We start from the raw sequence: 18,491 nt of genomic DNA, 5'->3' as shown, positions 1-18,491 counted from the left end.
CCTATCTGCGCATGTCCAAACTCGCTCATTTACCCGTCAATCCCTTGCAGGCCGCCGCGAAGCGGTCGGTTTCAATTAGGCGATACCGTGGCGGTCGTCAAGTTTCACCGAAAACGTCATAGAGCCCATAAAAGGCAGCTTAGGGGCAGCTTAGGGCGGCGGGGAGGTCTGACATACAAACACGGGTTGATGCCTGGCTAAACCGGCCGCGTCCACAGTCCTCGACTTACTGACCGCCCGTGGCTGTTAGAGCGCCAGACGCACCGCCGCCCGGTCCAGCACGCGCACCACCATGGCAATCGCGTGCGGCACCATTTTCTTGGCCACGCCACGCCGCACCGCGTGATCGGTCGACGACATCACCGCGCCTCCATATTTATACGAATACGTGCCGCCTTGCGTCAGCAGCGGCCGGATGTCGGTCGCGGTATTGGCCAGCGGCGTGAAATCGTTCAGCGCCGCCAGCACCAGCGCCGGGTCGTTCAGCTTTTCGGTATCGTAATAGTCGCCGATCCAGCCTTCCCAGCCGGAATGGTTGTGGCCGAGCACGTTGAAAGTGTGGTGCGGCTGCAGCAAATCGGTCGAGTGCAGGGTGAATCCGAGCGATTGCGCCGACGGCGCTTGCAGGAAACGGGTCCAGAAATGCTGCGCCAGGTTGTCGAGCGGCTGGAACGGGAATTGCTGGTAATCCTGGTACATGCTCGCGGTCGAATACCCGCCCTGGCGGTAGCGCGCTTCCGTGATGCCGAAGGTGTTGTACTTGCTGGCGTCGCCGAACCAGCCGCCCAGTCCGCCGGCGCCATCGTCCAGGTAATCATTGACCAGCCACACCGCCGCCAGTTTGTCGATGTCGCCCGGATTGCCCAGCTTGGCGTAGTGGTAGCCGCCGAAGTCGTTGCCGTGCACGTCGGCGCCGGCCGTGTGGTTCTGGAAGTGCCAGAACGAGGTGTAGCGCGCCAGCCCGGAACCCAAGCCCCACAGCGGCGAACCCTGGCAGTTGCCGGTGGTCGCGCCGCAGATGTAGGTATCCTCGAAATAGTCGACGTCGTGCGCGCCCTGGCCGATGGCGGCGGCGAACTGCTCGATCGTGTAGCCCGCCCGCGTCACGCCCGCCACCAGCGTCGCGTAGCGGGTCTGGTCCGGATGCGCTTTCATGAATTCCACGGCGTCGAGCACGATGCGGCGGTGGGTTTCGGTATTCCATGCCTTGGCGGGCAGGCATGCGAGCAGGGCGAATGCGACGGGGGCGAGCTTGAATACTGCTTTCATCAGTTCTCCTTTTATTTTCATTATGTATACGGACAGCCCGAAGGCGATGCCCGACTGGCTTGCTGCATTGTCACGACCGCGTGTGCGGCCTCATTTCCCGATAGCGGGATGATCTTTCAACAGCTGCGCGCGCATGTTCTCCAGCCCGCGCGCCTTGTCTTCCGCCTTGGCGATCTTGTCGGCGGCGATGCCCATGGAACGCCCGCGCGCGATGTCGTCGCGCAGGCGCGGCAGTTCCTCGTCCACCGCCTTGACGTAAGCGGCCATGACCTGCGCGTTCTGGCGCGCTTCAAATGCCTGGTAAGCCTTCGGGTCCGCCAGTTCTTCGGCCGTGGGGCGAGCCCGCGCCGGCACGTCGAGCGCAATCGGCGGCGCTTGCGGGTCGCCGTGCAGGCGGGTCTGTGCCAGGCTTTGCGCCGCCGGCAGCGCTGCCTCGCCCGCCGGCGCGGCCTGGGTGGGCGCAGGCCAGGCATCCAGCCACGGCCTTGCGGCAGGCGGCGCTGGCGTGCCGGCGCTGGCCTGGGCCGCGCCTGCATCGGGCGGCAAGTCATCCTGCGGCCACACCAGCCAGAGCGCTCCGCCGACCAGTGCCGCGCCGGCCAGCGCCAGCAGCACCGGCCTCATGGCGCGCCCCCGGTGCCGCGTGCCTGTTCATCGAGCAGCTTGCGGTTGACCGCGACCGTGGCCGCGCGCACCAGCTTGCTGCGCGCGGCGGCGAATTCCGCCCGCGCACGCTCGTGGGCGATGGCCTTGCGCGCCATGTAGCGCACCGTTTCCGAGTCGGGCGGGTGATAGCCCTCGACCCGCTTTTCGACCAGCACAATGTCCCAGGTCGCCTGCGCGCCCGGTCCCACCGGCGCGCGGAACGGGCTCGACACCTTGCCTTCCGGTTGCAGCAGCGCCAGCGCCGACAGCCAGTCCGGCGCCTCGGTTTGCATCACCCAGCCCAGGTCGCCGCCACGGGCCGCGTTCGGTGCGGTCGAATGGCGCCGCGCCAGCAGGCCGAAGTCCTTGCCGGCCGCCGCCTCGGCCGCAAGCCGCTGCGCCAGCGTTTCGCTGTCGACGCGGATGTGGCGCGCCCGGACCTTCTCGGTGCGCCGGAACTGGTCCTTGTGCGCGGTGTAGTAGGCGCCGATCTCGGCCTGCGTCACCTGGCGCGCCAGCGCCGTTTGCAGCGGGCTGTGCGCTTCAGCGCCGTCGGCCAGTCCGTACTGGCGCATGGCGCCGCGCACCGCTTCCTGCTCGTCCAGCGCCTGGCGCAAGTCGGTCAGCGCCTGCGCGCCGAACTTGCGCTCCGCCCAGTCCAGCACGAACAGGCTGGCCACGCGCAGGCGCGCCTGTTGATAGATGAAGTCGAGCTTGCGGTTGAAGAAGTCCATGCGGCCCTGCACATTCTGGCGCTGGTACACATCGCGCAGCGTCAGCGTGACCGGCGCCGCGCTGCCCAGGCGAAAGCGCAGCAGCGGCGTTTGCGTGGCCAGCGCGGCCTGCTCCGGATTGAAGTCGTAGCCCAGGCGCAGCGCGCGCGGTGCGCCGAACAGGCGCTCGAGCTGCACCGGCGCCAGCGGGAAAGTGGTTTCGATCACGCCGGCCAGGGTGGCGCCGGGCAGGGCGCGCAGGGCCGCTTCCAGTTCCTTGGCGTACATGCTGCGCAGCAGGCCGACCAGGCGGTCGTCCACCCCCACCTCGGGGGCGAAGCCGACCGTGCTGGCGGGATACAACTGGGCAGCGCTGAAACGCGCGCGCGACCAGTCCGCTTGCAGGCGGTCGGCCACGATGTCGGCCAGCACGGCATCGGCGGACGGGTGGCCGGGCTGGTCGCGCGCCTGGTGTTGTAGCGCGCGCAAGGTGAGCGCGTGCACGGGCGCGCCGTTGATATGCGCGGCAACGGTGGCATCGTCCGGCGTGGCATGCGCAGGACCAAGGGTGCTTGCCAGCACGAGCAGCGCGGCCAGAAGGCGTGGGGTGGGAGTGATCAGTGTCATGTCGGTTGTCATTGTTTTCAAGCGAGAATGGCCACGCCGTGGTTGGTGCGGTCGGTGAGGATTTCAAAGGCGGCGCCGTGACGCGAGACGAACGTGCGCGGCGGTTGCCCGCGCAGGGTCACGGTCAGCGTGCACGACGCCAGTTTGGAGTTCAGGCAGGTTTTGACGCCGCCCGGAGGATTCGGATAATGCAAGCCGGCAAAGGCTGCGCGCGGCGCGTCGATGCGGATCTGCACGCGCACGCCGGCGGCGAGGGCGTCGATGTCCCAGCTGAAACCGTCGATCCGCGCGCGCGTGCGCAAGGCTTGCGTGATGCTGTTGAGCGAGAATTCCAGCGCGCCGATGCGCAGTACCACCAGGCTCATCTGCGGAGACCAGACCGGGCCGAATTTCAGGCGAGCCGTCGAGCATTCGAGGAACACCTCGGGCGCATCGTCGAAGCCGGCCACCTGGCCCCAGGCATAGGTATCGGTATGGCGGCTGCCCCAGTTGTGGTTCTGGCTGCCGCGCCATTGCTGCACGGCGATTGTTTCGCCATCGACCTCCAGCTCACCCGCAAACAGCGCGCCCGGTGCACCGACCAGCACCTTCGATTGCGGAAAGCGGCCCGCGTACATCGCGGCCGGCATCAGCAGCAGCGGTGCTTGTGGGGTGTCGTAGCCGAGCGCCCATGCGATCCGGTGCGCGGGCGTGGCGGCGCTGCCCATCAGGCAGCTGGCGCTGAGCTGCGACTGGCCGATCAGCAAGTCCGGCGCACCGCTGCCGATCGTGCAATCGTCCAGCGCAAACTGGTTCTTCACCGCCACGATGCGGCGCCGTTCGCCATCGAAGAACACAGCCCAGACTTCGCCCACGGCCTCTTGCGGCTGCCCCGCCGGGCTGAAAAAGGTGTAGCGGATCCAGAACGCGCGCGCGCGGCCGGCCTCGTTGGCCCGGAGGAAATAGCTTTCGTAGTGGCCGGCGCGGCTGCCCGGCACGAAGCGGCAGCGGTTGGCGTGGGCCAGTGTCATCACGCGTGCGGCCCCGCGCCGGATGGCTCTTGCGCCAGCCGCAGCGGGCGAAATACCTGCGCCATGCGTTGCCGGAACACCAGCGGCGGATAGCCGGTCCAGCCGCGAAAGGCGCGGCACAGCGACGATTGCTCCTCGAAGCCGACCGCCGCGCCCAGCTGCGCCAGCGGCGCGTCGCCGCGCAGCACGCCGATCAGCGCCTGCTGCGCGCGCGCCGCGCCCAGCAGTTGGCGAAAGCTGGCTCCCTCGCGCCGCAGCGCCCGTTGCAATGCGCGCGGCGCCAGGCCGAGGGCGGCGGCAGTGCGCGCTTCGTCGGCCTCCGCCAGCGGCACGCTGGACGCGAACAGCGCCCCCACCGCGCGCGTCACGACCGCCCCGTCACGCGCGCTGGTGCGGGCACAATGCCCCAGCCAGGTGCCGAGCGCCGCATTGAGCCTGGCGTCGGCAAAGCGTGGGGTGGCGTCGAGCAGCTCCGTGGCAATCGTCACGCCGTAGCAGCAGGTGCCGAAACGCAGCGGGCAGGCGAAGGCGTCCTCGTACTCTGCTAGCTGCGCGATGCGGCTGTGGCGCAGCGACACATGCGCCACCTCGGCCTGGCCGCCCAGCAGATAGCGGCCGAACGAGACCCAGCCGGCCAGGATGCCCTCGATCACGGCCGGCGCCACCGTCTGCGCCGGCTGCCACACCAGGTGCACGCGCTGGCCCCGGCGCAGTACGCGCGCGCGCCCCAGCGTGCTGGTGATCGATTCGAGTTCGGTCAGGTGGCCGATGGCGTCGCGCAGGGTGGGCGCGCTGGCTGCGGCGATGCCCAGCATGCCAAAGCCGGCCGCGCCCACCCGGGTACCGAAGCGCAGGCCCAGCGCCGGGTCGCCCAGCTCGCGCGCGCCGCCCGTCATCAGTCCCGCAAACGCGCTGCCGCACAGGCGCGGCCCAGGCGGTGCCGCGCCTGCGTCGCGCGGCAAGCCCTGCTCGGCCAGGAACGCGCCCAGCGCATCGGCGTACAAGGTCGATACGCTGGGCGCGGCGCGCGTCAGCATCGCTTCAGACCGCCCATGGAAACAGCACCTTGGCCAAGTTGCCGAATATCGTCTTGAGGAACAGGATCTTCACCGCCAGTTCCTCGTACCACGGCGTGGCGATGGTGCTGAACGACCATGAGAAGTTCCACAAGGTGGCCGGCTGCCACCACTCGAAGTGCAGTTCCGAAGTCCAGGCATCGCCCTTGAGCAAGTCCGGCACGCTCGGCTGGGCCTGGCCCTGCGCCTGGAACACGCCGCGCACGGTGGTCATGTCGTCCAGCATGTCGGGCCCGGCATTGTTGTACACGTGCTTGATGCCGACGAACTGCAGCGCCGCGCCCTGGAAGCGGTAGGTCAGCACCCGTCCGTCCGCGCCCGGCGCCGGCGCCAGGATCTGCAAGCTGCCGCTGACGCTGCCGGCCGGCACGCGGTCGAGCACCAGTTCGCCGCTGAGCTTGGCGAGATGCTGGGGATTGGCGCGCCAGGCATCGATATCGTCGATGACGACCTTGAAATACACGCTCACGTAGCGGTACTCGCCCTGGTGATAGGCGTAGCCGTGCATTTCCTCGGAAAATGCGATGCCCCGCGCCCAGCCCAGGACGGGCAGCAGCGCGAGACCGGTCAGCAGCAACAGTTTGTGCAGGAACGTGGTCATGGTCGGTCCTCAGAGACGATAGCGGTCGGCGGCGCGCTCGGCCAGCGCGGCGATGGTGAGCAGGGGATTGGCACCGAGCGAGGCCGGCGCGATGGCGCCGTCCATCACGCGCAGGCCCGGGTACACCGCCTGCGGCGCCCCATGCGGATTGAATACGCGGCCGTCGGCGTCGACCACGCCATCCTCGACCCGGTCGGCCATCGGGCAGCCGCCCAAGGGGTGCACGGTGGTCATGGCGCCGCCGAACAGCGGGCTGCTGCGCGGACTGTCGGCGTAGCGCCCGCCGAAGGCTTGCGCGTGCAGCGCCATTTCGGCCCGCATGCGCTGGCCGAAGGGCTCTTTCATGATGCCGGGCCACAGCACGCGCGCGTTGCCGTGCGCATCGAGTTCGACCTTGCCCGAGGCGCTGTCGTGACCGATGCCGAGGTACACCATGCTGTGGTTGAGGGCGCCGTCGGTGCCGCGTTTGGCACCATCGCGCGCGATCCGCTGCAGCGCCGGAAAATCGCTGCCGCCGGGCGCGGCCAGCGGCATGGCCAGGCGCAGGGCGTCGACCAGGGCGCTGGGGATGGCCGCATCCTGGATCAGGTAGCGCTGCGCCACCGGGGTGCCGGCAGCGCGGTAGTCGGCCATGGCGGTGATGGTCGGTCCCACGCGCTTGAGGCCGAACGGCGCGGGCACGGCGCCGAAGCCCATCACATTGGTTTGCACGCGCGTGTTGTAGGCCAGCCCCAGCAGGTCGCCATTGGTTGAAAAGCGGGTGCCGAGCGCGGGCGACAGGGCCAGGCCGCGCGCCTGCGAGCGCAGCAGGATCTGGGTGCTGCCGAGAGAACCGGCGGCCAGGATCACGCTGGCGGCCACCACCGAGCCGGCCACGGCGGGGCCGCTGTCCGGCCGCGCCAGGTAATGCACGCGCCAGCGGTTGTCGGCCAGGCGTTCGATCCAGTCGATCTCGATGCGCGCGACAATCTGGGCGCCGCCGCTGCGCGCCAGCGGCAGGTAATTGACGTCGAGGCTGTTCTTGGCGCCGACGCGGCAACCGGTGACGCAATCGCCGCAATGGGTGCAGGCCGCTTGAAACACGCCCTGGGCATTCGGCTGGCCCTGGTAGCGGCGCAGGTTGACCGCAATCGGCAGCGCGCGCGGCTGCACCAGCGCGCCCTGGCGCTTGCGCGCGGCCGTGGTGGACAGGTGGAACCAGCTCTTGCGCAGGGCGTCCGCCTCGGTGACGGTGTCGGCCCCCAGCATGGTGCGCACCCGCGCTTCGTAGCCATCCATGGCGCCGCTGGCGTAGGCGTCCCGGATGGCCTGCGGCCAGCGTCCGAAGATGTCGCGGTCGGGGGCCAGCACCACGCTCGAATTGATCAGCGAGGTGCCGCCGACACCATTGCCGCTGAGAACATCGATGCTGCCGCCGGCCCGGTAATCGAACAGGCCGAGCGGTGAGGAAGCGGTGCGAAATTGCGCCAGGGTATCAACGAGGCCGCTGGCAAAGGCGTCCGGCGACCATTCCTTGCCGCGTTCGAGCACGGCCAGCGAGCGGCCCGGCGCCAGGCGCGCCGCCATCACCGCGCCACCGTAGCCGGAGCCGATCACCAGCACATCGTAGACGCTCGCCAGCTGGCCGGGCGCGCGGCTGAGCGGGATGCGGGGAGGGGCCGTGGCGGCCCGGGCTGGGGGTGGCGCGAGGCTGGCGCCTGCGACCAGGCTGCCCAGTGCTGCCATAAAATGACGCCGCTTGATGCTGTCCGACATGGTGGCTCCTCCGTGGGATGGAGCAGCCAATGTAAAGGAGCATATGTACAGCGTCTTGTCCGAATGCGACAGGCAATGGTGGAGTTACGCCAAAACCGCCATCGGTAAGCGATCCGTTATCGCCCGTCGAACCGGCTTAGGCGGCGCCGGCGAGGCGTTCGACCACCGGTTCGAGCGCGGCCGGACGGCAGCCGAACGCGGCCAGGCGCCCTTGCGCTTGCGGCGCCAGGTCGAGGTCGTACGGCAGGCGGCCCGCGACCACCCACAGCTTGTCGGACGGCATGGCTGCCAGCAGGCGGCGCTGGCCCTCGACCAGCATCGCGTTGTAGGTCTGCACCACGATCTGCGGCGCGCCGGCGGCAAAGGCAATCGCTGCGGCCACTTCGGCATCGAGCGCATCGGCCGACATCGCATACTCGCGCACGTCGAATCCGGCTTGCTTCAGCGCAGGCAGCATCGAACTGCGCGCTTCGTTGTTGCGCCCATTGGCCACTTCGTCGACTTCGCTGCGCGAACGCACCTCGACCGTGATCAGGCTCACCGGCAGGGTGCGGTCGAGCGGGCGGAACCCGCCCTGCACGCGCAGCGCCGCTTTTTGCACTTTTTTTGCCAGCGCAATCGATTCGGCTGTCATCAGGCCGCTTGGGGTGGCCGCGCGCTCGCGCCAGCCGCCCACCGCGCGCGCCTGTTTCAGGCGCCGCACGCGTGCCAGCGCGTCGTCGATGCGCTGCGCCTCGATTGCGCCCTGCGCCACGGCCGCAGTCACCGCCGCCAGCGCCGCGCGCTGCTGGTCTTCGCGGTGCGAGATCAGCACGATGTCGACGCCCGCCTGCAAGGTCGCCACCGCGCCCGCCGCCACGCCCACGCCATCGGCAATCGCGCCCATTTCCAGGCAGTCGGAAATGATCACGCCGTCATAGCCCATCTCCTCGCGCAGCAGCCCGGTCAGCACGGCCCTGGACAGCGTGGCCGGCACCGACGGGTCCGCTTCGATGGCGGGAAAGGCCACGTGCGCGGTCATGATCGCGTCCACGCCGCCTTCAATGGCCGCCCGGAACGGCACCAGCTCGACCGCGCGCAGGCGCTCCAGGTCGTGCGGCACCAGCGCCATCGAATAATGCGAGTCCACGGCGGTATCGCCATGGCCGGGAAAATGCTTGGCGGTGACGATCACGCCGGCTTCCTGCTGGCCGCGCAGGGCCGCCATGCCGTAGCGCACCACGGTGTCGGCATCTTCGCCATAGGCACGCACGCCGATGATCGGGTTCAGGCGGTTATTGTTCACGTCGAGTACCGGGGCCAGCATCATGTTGATGCCGATCTGGCGCATTTCGTCGCCATTGATGAAATTGATCTGGCGGCACTCGTCCACCGAACCTGCCGCCTGGAAAGCCATGGCCGCAGGAATCGGCGTGACGCCCTGTTCGATGCGCATCACCATGCCGCCCTCCTGGTCGAGCGCGATCAGCAGGGGCTCGTCGCTGACCTCGGCGTTGATTTCCTGCAGCTTCTGGCACAGCGCGGACACTTGCGCCGGCGTGTGGACGTTGCGCCGGAACAGGATCACGCCGCCGATGCGGCGCTCGCGGATCAGGCCGATAATATGGTCGTTCGGTTCCAGGGCGTCGAAGCCCACCATGAATAACTGTCCGATGTTGTGCTGCATATCCGATTGCATCTTGAATTTCCTCGCTATCCGTAAAAACGTTATTCCGTGTCCTGCCATGGGCGCAGGCCCAGCAGTTGTTCGCCCAGCGCACTCAATTGCGCGCGCGCGTATTTGGTCTGTTCCCATCGGCGCGGGTCGCCGTGCAGGCTGTATCCGGCCGGCGCTTCCCGCTCGCGCCAGGAGCGGATGCGCCATTGTTTCAATGCCTCGTCATGCTCCTGCGCCGGCATCATCGAGATATATTGCGCCATCCTGACCTTATCCGCCGAGACATTCTGGCGGATACCGTGGCACAGGCGGCTGTTGAAAATGAGCAGATCGCCCTTTTTCAACAGCACCGGCACATGCGGCAGGCTTGATACGTCTGGCCGGTACCAGTCCCAATCGGCCGGCTGGGTACGGCGCCAGGTCTCGAAATCCTGGAACAGCGACGGTACGCAGACAAAGCCGCCTACTTCAATATCCGTCTGGTCGCTGATCGATAGTACGCCCTGCACGTTCTGCGGGGCGCTCTCGGGGTCGTAATCCCAGTGCATGAAGCTCTTGAATTCGAATCCCGGCTCGGGCGGCAGGTTCAGGTTGATGCGGTCGATCGATACCCACAGCTTGTGCGTGCCCCAGATATCGACAAAGGCGTCATACACCCGCTGCATCTGGCGCGTATCCCACAGATACTGGTGGTTGTATAACTCTATCATCCCCGCATTGAAGCTCAGCTCTGTTTTTCGCAGGCGCGATTTTTCGGGCGGGTACCAGCTGCCGGGATGATGCGGGTCGAGTTCCTCGAATTCCCAGATCAATTGCTCCAGCCGGTCGAGCGCGGCACCATCGACCGCCTCGGGAATGACGATATAGCCGTTCTTTATCCAGAAGTCCCAATCCTGTTCCGACAGCACGCGCAGGGGCGCGCCATTGGAACGGTCGTTCAGGCGTGCCGCCGCCTGTGTCACGGTCGACTGATTGCGCGTGTCGACGCTGTGCTTGCCGATTGCCTCGATATTGCCGTTCATTGCGATTCTCCAGGTAGCGCCAGTTCCATGAAATGCAGGCGGTCGAAAAACAGCTCGGCGGCGTAATCGAACACCGCGCGCGAGCGGAAGCCCTTGTTCAGGTAAATGCCCATGGCGGCGCTGTTTTCCCACACCGTCAACACGATGCGCGGGCTGCCTTTGCTGCGCGCCAGTGTGCCGATATGGGCCAGCATGACGTTGAACAGGCCGCGTCCGCGATAGCGCTCCTCGAGCGCCAGGCTGGCCACGAACAGGTCGTTTTCGCGCGCGTGAAGGGCGATAAAGGCATCGTAGGCGGCATCCATCGCGCGCATCTCGTCGCGGTAATACGATACCGTTTTGATTTTTCCGAATTCGCCGATGGTGGCGGCCGTGTAAAAACCGTTGAATTGGCCGGCGGCGTCGAACAGGCCAAGCGAATGGGCGATGAACGGATCGATATTCTGGCGCCGCTGCAAAGCCACTAGCGGCAGCCGCAGGCGATTGCCGAACGAGCAGTATTCGAGATAGCTGGTGGCAAACAGCAGCGCCGCCATGCGGTCGCGGCAGGCATCGGGAAGCAAGGGGCCAGGCACGAAGACCTGCGTTTCAGCGTTCGTTTGCATGGGCGCCGTGGATGCGTGTTGCGGTGGCCGCGTGGACGCTGGCGTACCTGCGCTCGCGTGGCGCGTCGGGTCCGTGCGTCTTGCGCCAGAAGTTCCCGCGCAGGATACGGTCGGCATTGATCGCCATCAGATAGACGCCGAATAAATCGTTGACCCGGTCCAGCTTGGGGTCCTGCGACAGGAAGGAATAGTAATGGCAGCCCTCGGGCGCTGCGCGCAGCTGTGCGGCGTAGGCCATGCGCGGCAATTCCGTGGTGCTCAGGACTTGGGCCACGCTGGCCAGTTCGCGGATCTCGGGCAGGGTCCAGTCGCGCTGTTCCAGGGCGGCGATGCAGCGCTCGTAGCTGTGCTGTTCGGCGCTCGTGAGCGGCACCGGGGTGCGCGTGAGCGCGTCCATGCGCAGGCGCATGCCGTGCAGGCCGCTGACGATGTGTTCGGTGGCGTCGTCATGCAGCACGCCGTGGCGCGCGGCGAGGTCGTGGTAGGCCGTCAGCGAGCGTCCGATCGTGGCGTGCCAGGCGCCGTAGGTGGCGTCGTGCAGGGCTGCGGTCCAGGCGCCGCCGCCAGGGGCTTTATCGGGCACGTCGTGGCCCATGGCGGCCAGGTTTGCATCGATCCGCGCGATCAGCTGCGCTATCGCCGGATTGGCTTTGCGGGCCACCAGTACGCCATTTTCATCGTTGTACAGATTCATCCAGCAGACAAAACTGGCGTCGATGCGGCCACTGTCGCGGTTCACCGTGAAGCTGACGTAATCGGGGACTTCGGGCTTGCACAGGAACAGCGTGGCGGCGCGGTAGGGCAGGGTGTCCGCATCGAGATAGATGCCGCCGCAGCGGTGCAGGATCAGCAGCCGGAAATAATCGGCCAGATTGACGAAATAGCGCTTGCTGTGCAATTGCGCCAGCAGCGGCGCGCTATCGGTGCCATGTTCGCGCGCCAGCGCCTGGAGCGAATGCACCGTCAACAGGCGCGCCCCGCACAGATACGTGCCGATGACATGCTGCGCGGCTGGCGCCGGATGAAAGTACGGGTCGCCGCGCAATTGCTCGCCATTCCAGACCCACAACATCAGGCGGTAAGGGCCGGCGTCGAGCGGGCCGATATCGTCGAGGGCGCAATCCCACTGGCGGATTGATTCGCGCGCCATGGCCGGCAGCGGGCCGCCGAGCCAGATCCGGTGCATGATCATTTCGTCGGCGCCCAGTGGCTGGGTGGGGACCGCGAGCAGCGACGACATCTTGCGCGCATCGAAGCCGCTGGCGTGGCGGCGCACGAAGTGGCGCAATTCGCGCAGATGGCCGTAGTAGACCGATGCCGATGCCTGACGGCGGGCCTGGGCATCGGCGCCGCCATGGGCATCCTGCCGGCAGAACGCTTCCCACTGTTTGTACGCAAGGAATTCGGCCTTCAGATCCTTGATCAGCACTTCATATTCCAGATCGACATGCATGCTGCCTCCTGTCCGATTGCTTACTCGGCCTGGGGCGATTGCGCCAGGGCTGGTTCCTGTTGATCGTGGTTTTTCGCGAAGCGCATCAGGCACACGCCAAGCGCCAGACCCAATGGCACGTTGAACAGCGCGTACGACGCCAGCGAATAATTGAATTGGGCGCACACCAGGTTATAGATCTGGACTCCGGCGGCGATATACACGCAATACAGCAGGCTCATTGCGGACGAGGTCAGGTTCATCGATACGCCGGTGGCGGTCAGCGACAGGCGGATCAGGGCGCCGTTGAACAGGCCGAAGCCGGCCGAGAAAATGAACATGCAGATGATGAACAGATGCCCGTGCTGATGCACCAGTCCCGCGCCCAGCATGCCGATGACGGCCAGTCCCGCGCCCTGGCGAATCAGGCGCGTGAGCGAAAAGCCGTGGCCCAGTTTTTGAATCGCCATGGTGCTGAGGATGAATCCCGAGAAAATCACCAGCTGGTACAGGATATAGGTGCCGTACGACTTGCCCATGTGTTCCATGATGATCACGGGCGACAGGCCGATCCATGCCGTCAGCGGCGTGATGGCCATGGCCGCGACCAGGATTCCGGACATGAATTTCTTATTGCGCACGATGGTCAGGTAGCTGGCGCGGATCGAGGCCAGGTCGGCCCGGGGTTTGACGGTGTCGGCGCGTGGCATGAAGGCGAACAGGCCGAGCCAGGCGATGCTGCCGAGTACGAAGCCGATGCCGAAGATCGATTCCCACGGAGCGATGCTGATGACGGCGCTGCCGACCACGGGGCCGATCAGGGGGGCGAACACGGTGGTATTGGACAGCATGGCGGTCAGCTTGACGGCATCGGCATCGTCGAACAATTCGTGGATGGCGGCGTAACCGATGAAGATGAAGCACGACCCCATGCCCTGGAAGAAGCGGGCGCTCAGGAACTGGGCGATGGTGGCGGAAAAGGGCACGAACAAGGTCGCCACCAGATACAGGGCGACGCCGGCCAGCATGACCTTGCGCTTGCCGATGCGGTCGGCGATGGGGCCGAGGAAGATCTGCAGCATGCTGCCGCCGAGAATGAACAGGCTCAGCGACAGGCCGATCGTGCGGTTCGACGCCTGGAACTCGCGCACGACCTGCGGCATGGCCGGCATGATCATATCGTTCGACAAGTAAACGGTCAGCTCGTAGAGGATGAAAAACAGGGAAAAGTAGAGCAACTGCGGGCGTTTTTCGAACATGTTTTCCACCTGAAAAATCTTCTAAAAGTCCTATGGCTGAGATCCCGAACTCCTACAACCGGGGTCAGAGCTCTAATTAGCAACAAACTGATGTCACACAACCGGGGTCTGACCTCTGATTAGCAACAAACTGGTGTCAAACCGGCGGCTCGACTGCCTGGTTGCTAAAAACCGTCATGTTCGGCGACATCCCTCGCAATAGTTTCCTAACCGGGGTCAGACCCCGGTTAGGAAACGTCCAGCCATCCTCAAAAGTTGCTTAACCGAGGTCAGACCCCGGTTGGGAAACTAGTTGGTTTTGCAATTATTTCAATGTAGAGCTCTGACCCCGGCTTGGGAATGTGGTCTTAGATTGGAATGTATAGTAACTCGACTGGTCGTAGATTGGTATTAATAAATTGTAGAAATTTGTCATTGGGACCGAGCTTGCCGCCCGGCCACGGGCCGTACGGACGAAAAAAATGCCCGCGTCCCGGAGGAGGCAGGCATTCTTGGTGGGCGCTGGGCTGGCGCCGCTCTCGGGCGGCGCCCGGCGTCGGCTTATTCCACGTTCATTTCTTTCAGCAGGTTGTCGGCTTTGTCGACATGCTTCATGTTCCACAGCATGTAACGCACGTCGACCTGGATGTCGCGCGTGTTGGCTTTGTTGAAGTCCCAGTCGGAGATGATCGAGTCCAGGGTGCCGTCGAACGCCAAACCGATGAACTCGGCCTTGCTGTTCAGTGCAGCCGAACCGGAGTTGCCGCCAGTGATGTCCAAGGTCGCCAGGTAGTTCACCGGCACGGTCTTGAGCTTCGGATCGATATACTTGCCGAAGTCCTTGGCCTTGATCGCCGCCAGTTGCGCCGCCGGGGCGTTGAACTCGCCTTCGCCCGTCGCTTTCGCTACCACGCCCTTGACCGTCGTGAACGCCGTCCAGGAACCGGTACCGTCGGCGCCATGATCGCGTCCGGCAATCTTGCCGAAGGTGACGCGCAGGGTGCTGTTGGCGTCAGGGTAGACCGCCTGGCCCTTGCCGGTCATGTAGGCGATCTTGGCCTTCATGTAGTTGGCGTAGGCTTGCTGGATCTTGCCTGCCAGCTCTTCTTCCTCGGCTTCGCTTTTCATGCCGGCGTCGTACATGGCCACGGCAGCCTTGATGAAGCTGTCGCCGCTGGCCTTGAAGTCGGCCGGGGTCTTGCCGATCCATGCCGCGCGCTCAGCCGCGGTGCCGAGCTTGGAGCCGGCGTACATGGTGTCGAGCACGGTCTTGAGCTGCGCTTCGCTCATGCCGTCGGCAATGCCGACCGCAGCGTCGAAGCTGGCGTTGCGCTCGGCTTTTGGCTGGGCTGCGTATTTCTTCAGGCTGTTCAGGACCAGCGCCTTGTCGACTTTTTCATCGTAGGTGCGCTCGATCGCGGCCACGGCCGATTTCAGGGCCGGCAGGTCGCGTTCCTGGTAGCCCGACTTGCGCTCGACGTTCGGCTTGGTGCTTTCGTTCGACAGGCGGTACAGGCGCCGTGCCACCGTCAGCAGGCGCGGTGCGGACGCGTTCAGGAAGAAGTCGCGCTTGGTTTCGGCATCGCGCTGGGCAATCAGTTTTTCGACCTGCTCGATGTCGGCCGCGTATTCTTTCTGGCGCGCCGGGTTGGCGTTGACCCAGGCTTTCATGTCCGCATGTTCTTTGGTCTTGCGTGCCAGGAAGTCGCTGCCTTCGTAGCTGGTCAGCATGCCTTTGCGGTTCTTGTAGTAGTTGTTGACGTTGGCGACCTGGCCCGCGTATTTCAACTTGGCATCTTCGTTGGTCTTGGTTTCGCGTTCGATGATGGCCAGCGTCTCAGCCGAGGCTTTCACGAATGCCGGGTAGCTCCAGTCGAAGGTGAACGCCACTTCCGACGGCAGGCGGTGACGGTTGGTGCGGCCGGGATAGCCCAGCGCCATGATGAAGTCGCCTTCTTTCACGCCTTCCTTGGCGATCTTGAGGTGGGTTTTCGGCACGTACGGCACATTGTCCTTGGAGAAGTCGGCAGCCTTGCCATCCTTGCTCACGTAGGCGCGATAAAAACCGTAGTCGCCGGTGTGGCGCGGCCACATCCAGTTGTCGGTGTCGCCACCGAACTTGCCCACGCCCGACGGTGGCGCGTGCACCAGGCGCACGTCGCGGATTTCCAGCTGCTTGATCAGGTAAAACTCGAGCCCGCCGTAGTAGCTGGCCACGGTGCAGCGGTGGCCGGCGTCTTTTTCGCACTCGGCTACCATCGACTTCATGTTCTTTTCCATCGCGTCGACGCGGGCCTTGCCGGCCAGCTTGGCAACGTCAGGGCTGATGATCTTGTCGCTGACGTTGGCGACGTCCTTGGTGACGTAGATGCGGCTGCCCGGCGCGGCCGGCAGTTCTTGCGCATGGGTCTTGGCCAGGAAGCCGTTGGCCAGCAGGTCGCGCTCCGGCGTCGAGTTGACGGCCACGCTGTTGTACACGCAGTGGTGGTTGGTCGCTACCAGGCCCAGCGGCGAGACGAACGATGCGGAGCAGCCGCCCAGGCTGACGATCGCATTCATCGGGAATTCGGTGAGCTTGGTCAGGCTGGCCGGATCGAGCTTGAGCCCGGCGGCCTTGAGTTGCTTGGCTACTTGTGGCAGCTGCTGCGGCATCCACATGCCTTCGTCGGCGTGTGCGACGGTACTGAGGATGGCTAGCGTTAGGAAGGTCTTTTTCATTCGAATTTCGTCTCGTTTTGGTCAATCGGAACTGTCTTGGCTCGCTGAGCGCCCTAGAGTATCCGTATCGCCAAAATAATAGTCAATCAAATTTTGATTGACTGCCGGCCGCGCGTGCCGGGACATGCGCCGCCTGCCCGCTCCTTCTTCGCTCCGTCTTTACAGCTGGTCGCCGACCAGCGAGGCCAGCTGGCCCGCCACTTTCTCGGTCCACGGCCGCTGCTGCCATGCCTGCAGGGTGATCTGGCGCGCGTGGCGCCAGTCCTGGTCGAAGATGGCGACCTGCTCGGTGGCAAAGGCGCGCTCGATGACGTTCAGGTTGGCTTCGTCGTTGAGGCTGAAGGAGCGGTTGTCGAAGTTGGTGGAGCCGACCGAGACCATCAGCGAGTCGACCACCAGCGCCTTGACGTGGAACATGGTGGGCTGGTATTCGGCAATCTCGATGCCCGCCGCGAGCAAGTCGCCCCAGCGCTCGCGCGAGGCGATGCGCACCAGGTCCGAATCGATGTCTTCGCCCGGGGTGATGATCTTGACCTTGACCCCGCGTTTGGCAGCCGCCACCAGCGCGTGGATGGTCAACTCGTCCGGCACGAAGTAGGAACTCGACAGGTGGATGGTGTCGCGCGCCGCCGTGATGGCCATCAGGTACATCAGCAGCATGCTTTCACTGCCGCCGCTGGGCGAGCTGCTGAACATCTGGGCCGCGTGGCCGCCCAGCGGCTTGAGTGGAGGAAAGTAATGCGGGCCGTCGAGGACGGCGCCGGTGGCCTTGGTCCAGTTATCGGCGAACACGGCCTGCATCTGGCCGACCACCGGGCCTTCGACGCGGAAGTGGGTGTCGCGCCAGTGCTGCTTGTCCTGGCCGGTGCCGCGCCACTGGTCGGCGATGCCGACGCCGCCGGTAAAGCCGATGTTGCCGTCCACCACCAGCAGCTTGCGGTGGGTGCGGTTGTTCAGGCGCGTGAATTTCCACCAGACCGGCTTGTGGTAGCGCTGCAGCTGGACCCCGGCCTGCTGCATCTGCTCGATCGCGGCGTTCTCCATTTTCATGCTGCCGATAAAGTCGAGCATGACGTGGACCTTGACCCCGGCCCGCGCGCGTTCGCTCAGCGCTTGCGTGAATTCCTGGCCGATCGATTCAGACCAGTAGATATAGGTTTCGAGCGTGATCGTGTGCCTGGCTTCGCGGATGGCCTTGAGCATGGACGGGAAGATCTGGTCGCCGTTGAGCAAGACCTGGACCTGGTTCCCTTCGAGAATTGGCGGACCCAGCAGCACGCCCATGGAGCGCCGGAATTGCGGGTCGTCCGTGTCGTACAGGCGGTGCAGCTGGCGCTCGATTTTCTTCTCGCTTGGCATGAAGTTGAAAACCAAAAACACGCCCAGCAAGGTAAGCGCGCAGCTGATCAGTGCGACGTAGAGCGGTTTCTTGGTCATCGATATTCCAGGCAAAAAAAAACCAACGCACGTGTGCGTTGGTCATGGGGAGAGCGGCATTCAGCGTACTTTGCCGCGACGCAGCAGGTTGACGATGGCTAGCAGGATGACGGCGCCCAGGAAGGAGACGAGCAGCGACGACATGCTGAAGTCATCCATATTAATGGTGCCGGTGCCGAACAGGGGAGAGAGCAGCCAGCCGCCCAGGAAGGCGCCGACAATGCCGACCACCACGTTCAGGATCATGCCTTGTTGGGCATCCGTTTTCATGACCATGCTTGCCAGCCAACCCAAGATACCGCCGACGATGATCCAGATGATGAATAACATAATGATTCCTCCAGTTGGTTAAGTGATTTACCCCCGGCCCCGTGCAATCGCCGGGCCATGGAAAAAGAATAATTCGCCCGTTTTGCTCGGTCGGTGCGGCAACGAACGTAATGGACGAATCAACATCTTTCCGATGATTCGTCGCCGCTACGCCGGCCATCATCCCGTGCCGGGCGCCGCGCCGCTGGCAGCGGGCGTGCACGCTACGGTGCAGCCGCCGATAAGGCGAACCCAGCCCTATCCAACCCCACTGTGCCGCAGCCGCCACGCGCATCGATGATATAGGCCAGCGAGCGTCGCACGCTGCGGTGCACCAATTTTTATGCCACTTGGAAACACTGTTTTTGAGTGCGGCA

The 18,491-nt window shown here is 65.1% G+C and carries 15 protein-coding genes; all 15 read right to left on the bottom strand.

Annotated elements, in window-relative coordinates; all coding sequences use genetic code 11:
• Window positions 1-246: 246 nt before the first annotated feature.
• The 15 genes from F2P44_RS25055 to F2P44_RS24985 all read right to left on the bottom strand — a co-directional run bounded on the left by F2P44_RS25055 (window position 247) and on the right by F2P44_RS24985 (window position 18,135).
• On the bottom strand, window positions 247-1,269 hold the full coding sequence (locus F2P44_RS25055) for a phospholipase C/P1 nuclease family protein (RefSeq protein WP_167090453.1): 1,023 nt from the start codon (window positions 1,267-1,269) through the stop codon (window positions 247-249).
• 90 nt (window positions 1,270-1,359) lie between these two features.
• On the bottom strand, window positions 1,360-1,893 hold the full coding sequence (locus F2P44_RS25050) for a hypothetical protein (protein ID WP_167090451.1): 534 nt from the start codon (window positions 1,891-1,893) through the stop codon (window positions 1,360-1,362).
• Window positions 1,890-3,254 (bottom strand): peptidylprolyl isomerase, encoded by a 1,365-nt coding sequence (locus F2P44_RS25045; RefSeq protein ID WP_167090449.1) that lies wholly within the window; start codon window positions 3,252-3,254, stop codon window positions 1,890-1,892. Before F2P44_RS25045 ends, F2P44_RS25050 begins: the two co-directional genes overlap by 4 nt.
• A 17-nt stretch (window positions 3,255-3,271) precedes the next feature.
• Window positions 3,272-4,264, bottom strand: coding sequence for a tocopherol cyclase family protein (locus F2P44_RS25040; RefSeq protein WP_187363420.1), 993 nt, complete (start codon window positions 4,262-4,264; stop codon window positions 3,272-3,274).
• Window positions 4,264-5,301 carry an AraC family transcriptional regulator gene (locus F2P44_RS25035; protein WP_167090445.1) on the bottom strand — a complete coding sequence of 346 codons (1,038 nt, stop codon included), beginning with the start codon at window positions 5,299-5,301 and terminating at the stop codon, window positions 4,264-4,266. The genes F2P44_RS25040 and F2P44_RS25035 overlap by 1 nt, the downstream gene beginning before the upstream one ends.
• A 4-nt stretch (window positions 5,302-5,305) precedes the next feature.
• Window positions 5,306-5,941 (bottom strand): hypothetical protein, encoded by a 636-nt coding sequence (locus F2P44_RS25030; RefSeq protein ID WP_167090443.1) that lies wholly within the window; start codon window positions 5,939-5,941, stop codon window positions 5,306-5,308.
• A 9-nt stretch (window positions 5,942-5,950) separates the two neighbouring features.
• On the bottom strand, window positions 5,951-7,696 hold the full coding sequence (locus tag F2P44_RS25025) for a GMC family oxidoreductase N-terminal domain-containing protein (protein WP_167090441.1): 1,746 nt from the start codon (window positions 7,694-7,696) through the stop codon (window positions 5,951-5,953).
• A gap of 136 nt (window positions 7,697-7,832) precedes the next feature.
• The gene (nagZ, locus tag F2P44_RS25020; RefSeq protein WP_167090439.1) at window positions 7,833-9,374 is read right to left on the bottom strand and encodes a beta-N-acetylhexosaminidase; all 1,542 of its coding nucleotides are present in this window, start codon (window positions 9,372-9,374) and stop codon (window positions 7,833-7,835) included.
• 29 nt (window positions 9,375-9,403) lie between these two features.
• The gene (locus F2P44_RS25015; protein WP_167090437.1) at window positions 9,404-10,375 is read right to left on the bottom strand and encodes a phytanoyl-CoA dioxygenase family protein; all 972 of its coding nucleotides are present in this window, start codon (window positions 10,373-10,375) and stop codon (window positions 9,404-9,406) included.
• Entirely contained in the window at window positions 10,372-10,980 is a 609-nt protein-coding gene (locus F2P44_RS25010; protein ID WP_167090435.1) for a GNAT family N-acetyltransferase, read from the bottom strand. The genes F2P44_RS25015 and F2P44_RS25010 overlap by 4 nt, the downstream gene beginning before the upstream one ends.
• The gene (locus F2P44_RS25005; protein ID WP_167090433.1) at window positions 10,964-12,433 is read right to left on the bottom strand and encodes a glycosyltransferase; all 1,470 of its coding nucleotides are present in this window, start codon (window positions 12,431-12,433) and stop codon (window positions 10,964-10,966) included. The genes F2P44_RS25010 and F2P44_RS25005 overlap by 17 nt, the downstream gene beginning before the upstream one ends.
• Window positions 12,434-12,453: 20 nt before the next feature.
• Window positions 12,454-13,671, bottom strand: coding sequence for an MFS transporter (locus tag F2P44_RS25000; protein ID WP_167090431.1), 1,218 nt, complete (start codon window positions 13,669-13,671; stop codon window positions 12,454-12,456).
• Between the two features lie 540 nt (window positions 13,672-14,211).
• Window positions 14,212-16,368, bottom strand: a complete 2,157-nt coding sequence (locus F2P44_RS24995; RefSeq protein WP_167090429.1) for a S46 family peptidase — start codon at window positions 16,366-16,368, stop codon at window positions 14,212-14,214.
• 159 nt (window positions 16,369-16,527) lie between these two features.
• Window positions 16,528-17,805: a cardiolipin synthase gene (gene cls / locus F2P44_RS24990; protein WP_167090427.1), complete on the bottom strand. Its 1,278-nt coding sequence runs from the start codon at window positions 17,803-17,805 to the stop codon at window positions 16,528-16,530.
• 60 nt (window positions 17,806-17,865) lie between these two features.
• Window positions 17,866-18,135 carry a GlsB/YeaQ/YmgE family stress response membrane protein gene (locus tag F2P44_RS24985; protein ID WP_167090425.1) on the bottom strand — a complete coding sequence of 90 codons (270 nt, stop codon included), beginning with the start codon at window positions 18,133-18,135 and terminating at the stop codon, window positions 17,866-17,868.
• Window positions 18,136-18,491: the final 356 nt, after the last annotated feature.

Origin of the sequence: Massilia frigida, assembly GCF_011682175.1 — a bacterium.
GTDB lineage: Bacteria > Pseudomonadota > Gammaproteobacteria > Burkholderiales > Burkholderiaceae_D > Telluria_A > Telluria_A frigida.
Note: the sequence above shows the minus strand (reverse complement) of the source record. Positions and strands in the feature narration are given on the sequence as shown.

What these genes read in the sequence shown, in the direction of transcription:
- F2P44_RS25055 (WP_167090453.1), bottom strand. Translation starts at nt 1,269, where the DNA reads ATGAAAGCAGTATTCAAGCTCGCCCCCGTCGCATTCGCCCTGCTCGCA.
- F2P44_RS25050 (WP_167090451.1), bottom strand. Translation starts at nt 1,893, where the DNA reads ATGAGGCCGGTGCTGCTGGCGCTGGCCGGCGCGGCACTGGTCGGCGGA.
- F2P44_RS25045 (WP_167090449.1), bottom strand. Translation starts at nt 3,254, where the DNA reads ATGACACTGATCACTCCCACCCCACGCCTTCTGGCCGCGCTGCTCGTG.
- F2P44_RS25040 (WP_187363420.1), bottom strand. Translation starts at nt 4,264, where the DNA reads ATGACACTGGCCCACGCCAACCGCTGCCGCTTCGTGCCGGGCAGCCGC.
- F2P44_RS25035 (WP_167090445.1), bottom strand. Translation starts at nt 5,301, where the DNA reads ATGCTGACGCGCGCCGCGCCCAGCGTATCGACCTTGTACGCCGATGCG.
- F2P44_RS25030 (WP_167090443.1), bottom strand. Translation starts at nt 5,941, where the DNA reads ATGACCACGTTCCTGCACAAACTGTTGCTGCTGACCGGTCTCGCGCTG.
- F2P44_RS25025 (WP_167090441.1), bottom strand. Translation starts at nt 7,696, where the DNA reads ATGTCGGACAGCATCAAGCGGCGTCATTTTATGGCAGCACTGGGCAGC.
- nagZ (WP_167090439.1), bottom strand. Translation starts at nt 9,374, where the DNA reads ATGCAATCGGATATGCAGCACAACATCGGACAGTTATTCATGGTGGGC.
- F2P44_RS25015 (WP_167090437.1), bottom strand. Translation starts at nt 10,375, where the DNA reads ATGAACGGCAATATCGAGGCAATCGGCAAGCACAGCGTCGACACGCGC.
- F2P44_RS25010 (WP_167090435.1), bottom strand. Translation starts at nt 10,980, where the DNA reads ATGCAAACGAACGCTGAAACGCAGGTCTTCGTGCCTGGCCCCTTGCTT.
- F2P44_RS25005 (WP_167090433.1), bottom strand. Translation starts at nt 12,433, where the DNA reads ATGCATGTCGATCTGGAATATGAAGTGCTGATCAAGGATCTGAAGGCC.
- F2P44_RS25000 (WP_167090431.1), bottom strand. Translation starts at nt 13,671, where the DNA reads ATGTTCGAAAAACGCCCGCAGTTGCTCTACTTTTCCCTGTTTTTCATC.
- F2P44_RS24995 (WP_167090429.1), bottom strand. Translation starts at nt 16,368, where the DNA reads ATGAAAAAGACCTTCCTAACGCTAGCCATCCTCAGTACCGTCGCACAC.
- cls (WP_167090427.1), bottom strand. Translation starts at nt 17,805, where the DNA reads ATGACCAAGAAACCGCTCTACGTCGCACTGATCAGCTGCGCGCTTACC.
- F2P44_RS24985 (WP_167090425.1), bottom strand. Translation starts at nt 18,135, where the DNA reads ATGTTATTCATCATCTGGATCATCGTCGGCGGTATCTTGGGTTGGCTG.